4 protein-coding genes are annotated in these 5,683 nt (G+C 65.3%); all 4 read right to left on the bottom strand.

Annotated features, from left to right (window positions below):
- The coding region (locus RT551_RS21015; protein ID WP_313462106.1) for a biotin/lipoyl-containing protein at positions 1–331 on the bottom strand (331 nt) is incomplete at its 3' end.
- A 42-nt stretch (positions 332–373) separates the two neighbouring features.
- The gene (locus RT551_RS21010) at positions 374–3,205 is read right to left on the bottom strand and encodes a 2-oxoglutarate dehydrogenase E1 component (RefSeq protein ID WP_313462103.1); all 2,832 of its coding nucleotides are present in this window, start codon (positions 3,203–3,205) and stop codon (positions 374–376) included.
- A 186-nt stretch (positions 3,206–3,391) separates the two neighbouring features.
- Positions 3,392–3,919 (bottom strand): hypothetical protein, encoded by a 528-nt coding sequence (locus tag RT551_RS21005; RefSeq protein ID WP_313462101.1) that lies wholly within the window; start codon positions 3,917–3,919, stop codon positions 3,392–3,394.
- Position 3,920: 1 nt separating this feature from the next.
- Entirely contained in the window at positions 3,921–5,312 is a 1,392-nt protein-coding gene (locus RT551_RS21000; RefSeq protein ID WP_313462098.1) for a cupin domain-containing protein, read from the bottom strand.
- Positions 5,313–5,683 lie beyond the last annotated feature (371 nt).

Here is a 5,683-nt window from a genome sequence, read left to right as displayed (position 1 = left end):
CCGGAGCCGGAGCGGCGGCGGCCGCCGGGGCAGCGGCCTTCGGGGCCTCCGCCTTCGGCGCTTCAGCGGCCGGAGCCGGCGCAGCAGCAACCGCGCCTTCTTCGATGATCGCCACGACCTGGCTGGAGGTCACGGTGGCACCCACGTCGAACTTGATTTCCTTCAGCACGCCATCAACCGGCGACGGCACTTCCAGAACGACCTTGTCGGTTTCCAGATCCAGCAGGTTTTCATCGCGCTTGACGGCATCGCCGACTTTCTTGTGCCAGGTGGCGATGGTGCCGTCGGCGACGGATTCGGGCAGTACCGGGGCTTTGACTTCGGTGGCCATGCGGGAGCTTCCTGATTTGTCTTTTCTAGAAATGAGTGGGGGTTATTCAGCGACAACGTCGTTGAACGGGTTGACCAAGGCATCGGCGACCAGCTTCTGCTGCTCGATGATGTGGTCAGCCATGTGACCGGCGGCCGGCGAAGCCGAACGCGCGCGACCGGCGTAGTGCAGGTTCTGGCCATCGGCCAGGCAGAACTGCAGGTGGTGGCGGATCTGGTACCACGCACCCTGGTTCTGCGGTTCTTCCTGCGTCCACACCACGTCGGTGGCCTTGCCGTACTTCTTCAGTTCGGCGGCCAGCAGCGCGCGCGGGAACGGATACAGCTGTTCCACGCGGATGATGGCGACGTCGTCCTGGCCACGCTTGGTCTGGTCTTCAAGCAGGTCGTAGTAGACCTTGCCCGAGCACAGCACCACGCGCTTGACCTTCTTGGCGTCCGCGTTGGCGTCGCCGATCAGGTGCTGGAACTCGCCGTTGGCCAGTTCGTCCAGGGTCGACACGGCCAGCTTGTGGCGCAGCAGCGACTTCGGCGACATCACCACCAGCGGCTTGCGGGTGGTCATGCACAGCTGGCGACGCAGCATGTGGAAGGCCTGGGCCGGCGTGGAGGGCACCACCACCAGCATGTTTTCCAGTGCGCACAGCTGCAGGAAGCGCTCCAGGCGCGCCGAGCTGTGTTCCGGACCCTGGCCTTCATAGCCGTGCGGCAGCAGCAGGGTCAGGCCGGAGATACGGCCCCACTTGGCTTCGCCGGCGGCGATGAACTGGTCGATGACCACCTGGGCACCGTTGGCGAAGTCGCCGAACTGGCCTTCCCAGATGCACAGGGTGTTGGGATCGGTGGTGGAGAAGCCGTACTCATAGGCCATCACCGCTTCTTCGCTGAGCAGCGAGTCGATCACCGCGACCTTTTCCGGCGAATCCACCAGCTGCCGCAGCGGCAGGTAGTAGTTGTCGGTCTTCTGGTCGTGCAGGATCGCGTGGCGATGGGTGAAGGTGCCGCGGCCCACGTCCTGGCCGACCAGGCGCATGGCATGGCCTTCATCCAGCAGGGTGGCGTAAGCCAGGTTTTCCGCGAAGCCCCAGTCGCCCGGGATCTCGCCGGCGGCCATCTTGCGACGGTCGTCGTACACCTTGGCCACGCGCGAGTGCAGTTCCACTTCGGCCGGCACGGTGTTGATCATTTCAGCCAGCTGCTTGAGCTTGCCCATTTCGACCTTGGTCGAGACCGGGTCGGACAGCTTGCCTTCCAGCAGCTTCGGCCAATCCACGAACAGCGGGCTGGTCGGCGGGGTCTTTTCGACCTTGGCCAGCTCGGTGGTGACTTCACCGGCGTCCAGCTTCTCGCGGTAGGCATCGACCATGGCCTTGCCGGCACCGGCGGCGATGACGCCGGCCTGTTCCAGCTGCGCGGCGTACAGCTCGCGGGTGGTCTGGTGCTTGCGGATGACCTGGTACATCAGTGGCTGGGTGATCGCCGGTTCGTCGGCTTCGTTATGACCCCAACGGCGGTAGCACATCAGGTCGATGACCACGTCCTTGGCGAACTTCTGGCGGAAATCGAACGCCAGCTTGGCCGCGAACACCACCGCTTCCGGATCGTCGCCGTTCACGTGCAGCACCGGTGCGGCAATCATTTTGGCCACGTCGGTCGCGTAACGGGTGGAGCGGGTGTCCTGCGGGTTCGAGGTAGTGAAGCCGACCTGGTTGTTGACCACGATGTGCACGGTGCCGCCGACGGCGAAGCCGCGGGCCTGCGACATCTGGAACAGTTCCATGACCACGCCCTGGCCGGAGAAGGCCGCGTCGCCGTGGATCAGGATCGGCATGACCTGCTTGCGTGCGGTGTCCTTGCGGCGCTCCTGGCGCGAACGCACGGAACCGGCCACGACCGGGTCAGCAATTTCAAGGTGCGACGGGTTGAACGCCAGCGCCAGGTGGACCGGGCCGCCATCGGTGGCGACGTCTGCCGAGAAGCCCATGTGGTACTTCACGTCACCGGCCGAAGCGTGCTCGTCGTGTTCGAACTTGCCTTCGAATTCGTCGAACAGCTTGCGCGGGTTCTTGCCCAGGGTGTTGACCAGCACGTTCAGACGGCCGCGGTGGGCCATGCCGATCACCACGTCCTTGACCCCGTCCTTGCCGGCGTCACGGATGATGGTGTCCATCATCGGGATCAGCGCGTCGCCGCCTTCCAGCGAGAAGCGCTTCTGGCCGACGTACTTGGTGTGCAGGTAGCGTTCCAGGCCTTCCGCGGCGGTCAGGCGCTCCAAGGTGCGGCGCTTGGTGTCCGCATCGAGGTTGTAGTTGCCGCCGGCCAGTTCGAGGCGCTGGTAGATCCACTGGCGCTGCTCGACCTCGGAGATGTGCATGAACTCCGCACCGATCGAGCCGGTGTAGGTCGCCTTCAGGCGCGCCAGCAGGTCGCGCAGCTTCATGCGCGGCTGGCCACCGACACCGCCGGTGCTGAATTCGGCGTTGAGGTCGCCTTCGGACAGGCTGTGGAAGGGCAGGCCCAGATCGGGCGAGTTCACGGCCTGGGCCAGACCCAGCGGGTCGAGCTTGGCGTCGAGGTGGCCGCGCGAGCGGTAGGCCGTGATCAGGCGACCGACATTGCGCTCGCGTTCGTCGCCTGCGCCAGCGCCGGTACCGGCCTTGAGGGCGTCCTTGGCGGCGTCGGCAATGTGGGCGATGACGGCCGAGTGCGGAATGTCACCGGCTTCGCGGCCCTTGAAGCCGTCGAAGTAGGTCTTCCATTTGGGATCGACACTGTCCGGAGAAACGAGGTACTGCTCGTACAGATCCTCGACATAGGAGGCGTTGCCGCCGGCGAGCTGCGATGACTGCGCAAACTGCTTCAGTAGATTGTCCACGATGGAGGGTCGGATTCGCTTGTGGGGGTAAGTCTTCGATGATCCGGCAGGACAAATGTGAATAGCCCTGCGCGGGCGGTATCTAACCACCAAATTGTACCCCCATCAGGACAGGAAGGGGCAGCAAACGGGACTTTCCGGGGCTTGCGGTGTCATTCCCAGACAGGTTCGGCCCGGTCTTCGGGACTACAGCCCGAGTGCGCGCAGCTCGCTGCAATCACGCGAACGTTCCCATACGCGCTGCAAACCGTCCTGCAACGGTCGCGAACGTGCCGGCTGCGCGAGGCCGGCTTCGCCGTCGAGGCGATGCCCGCTCAGACGAAAGTAGTAGTCGCCCACATCATTGAGCAGACAGGCCGAGGCCACCGCCCGGTCGATCGGGTCGGTGACCTGGCGCACCCGGAACACCGTGGGCAGGCGCTGGATCAGCCCCAGCAGGGGCGATCCGGCACTGGCGATGGCGCTGGCGTCGTGGACGATCAGGCAGACCTGCTTGTCGTGACGGGCGGTTGCAAAGCGGCGCAGCGCCTCCAGCACCGGCGGCGCATCCAGCAGGCCGGGGTCGAGCACGCGGCTGTGGATCCACAGCTGGCGGCGGGCCCGCTGCACCAGCGCTGTCGTGATCGCCACGGCCTGGTCGGCCGTGTCGATGCTGCCCGCCCCGGCAAACAGGCGGGCAAGTTCCGGCAGCAGGGGTTCGCCGGCGGGGTCCATGTCAGCGCTGGGGCTCGTCGGTGTCGTCGCTGTCGTCGAAATCGACGATCACTTCAACCCCGTCCTCATGGATGGTGACCTCGTGGACGTCGGCTTCCAGATCGGCGTCTTCCAGCACCTCGACGGTCTCGGTGGCGTCGACGATCTCGTAACCCTCTTCGATGTCGTCCTCTTCGTCGAAGGCGCTGGGATCGACCAGCTGGTAGTAGCCGCCGGCGACCAGGTCCTGCACCGCGGCGCGGCCCTTGGCGGAGAGCTTGCCGTAGGTGCCGGCATCCAGCTGTTCCAGCGCGGCCAGGGTCTGGGCGTCCTTCACCGACAGGGCGAATTCCAGCCCGCTGCAGTAGAGGCTGGCCCCGCGGCTGGCGCGACGCCAGGCCAGCCGGGCCCAGGGGTGGCGGCCGAGCACGAAGCCGCCGGCCAGGGCGGACTCGATCTCTTCAGGCGGCAGGGGTTCGCCATTGGCGGTGACTTCGCCAGCGGCGCGATAGGTGGTGATGAAGCGGCCGAACCAGTCGCCGAGGCGGTCAGGGTCGTTCATGCGGATGGCATTGAGGGCGGCCACGACCCGGTTCATGGCGACGGTATCGATCTCGTTGGGATCTTCCGGCACCTTGAGATCGGGGTCGTGATAACGGATGTCCTCGCTGGCGTCCATGATCAGGGTGTCGAGGTAGTCGCTGATCAGCTCGGCGGCGGCGGGGGCGCGCATGCCGAACGAGAAGGTCAGGCAGGGGTCTTCGGCGACGCCGTTGTGGGGCACGTTGGGTGGCAGGTACAGCATGTCGCCGGGGGCGAGGACCCAGTCGTGGGTGACCTTGAAACGCTTGAGCAGCTTGATGTCGACGTCGTCGCGGAAGTCCAGCGGCGGGCGCTTGCCGTTGATGGACTCGCTGGCATCGATCTGCCAACGTCGGTGGCCGTAGGCCTGCAGCAGGAACACGTCGTACTGGTCGACATGGGCCCCGACGGAGCCGCCGGTGGCGGCAAAGCTGATCATCACGTCGTCCATGCGCCAGCGCGGCAGGAAGTCGAAGTGCTGGATGAGGGCGCGCACATCGGGGTCCCACTTGTCGACGTCCTGGACCAGCAGGGTCCAGTCGTGGTCGGGCATGCCGGGGAAATCTTCTTCCTGGAAGGGGCCGGTACGCACGGTCCAGCCGTCGGTGGCACGATCATGGCTGATCACCCGGGCCAGCACGGTTTCCTCACAGGCCAGCCCAGCCAGGTCTTCAGGCTGCACGGGCGTTTCAAAGTCCGGAAACGCCTGCCGGATCAACAGCGGCCGCTTCTGCCAGTAATCGCGCAGGAAGGTGGCCGCAGGCATGCCCAACGGCAGCCCAGGCCGAGCCTGGACTTCAATAACAGGAGTTTTGGTCTTGCGCACAGCCATGGGGGAAATCCTTGCAGGGTACCCCCCCTATTCTCCGCTGCTTCTGGCTTCACTGCACCTGCGGTTTGTTGTCGCGTGGTGATGGATTGCGCCAACAGCAGCGTCTCGATTGAAACTTGCGGGGCAGGACGGGGTGACCCCCATCGGGACACGCCGTGAACCCATCCATGGGGGCTTGTCGAAAACATCCATGTTTTCAACAGTCCCGATGGGGGTCACCCCGTCCTGCCCCCGATGGTTTCACGCGGGCGGATGGGAAACGCCAGAGCCCCGACACCCTGCTTTTGATCTCCTGTGGCCGCCGATTCACTGTCGAGGGGCCGGGGGGTGGGGGGTACGGGACCGTCAAAAACATGGATGTTTTTGACGAG

The sequence above is a fragment of the Stenotrophomonas sp. genome (assembly GCF_032103445.1).
Lineage (GTDB): Bacteria > Pseudomonadota > Gammaproteobacteria > Xanthomonadales > Xanthomonadaceae > Stenotrophomonas.
The sequence above is the reverse complement of the archived record's forward strand: the minus strand, read 5'-3'. Positions and strand labels throughout refer to the sequence as shown.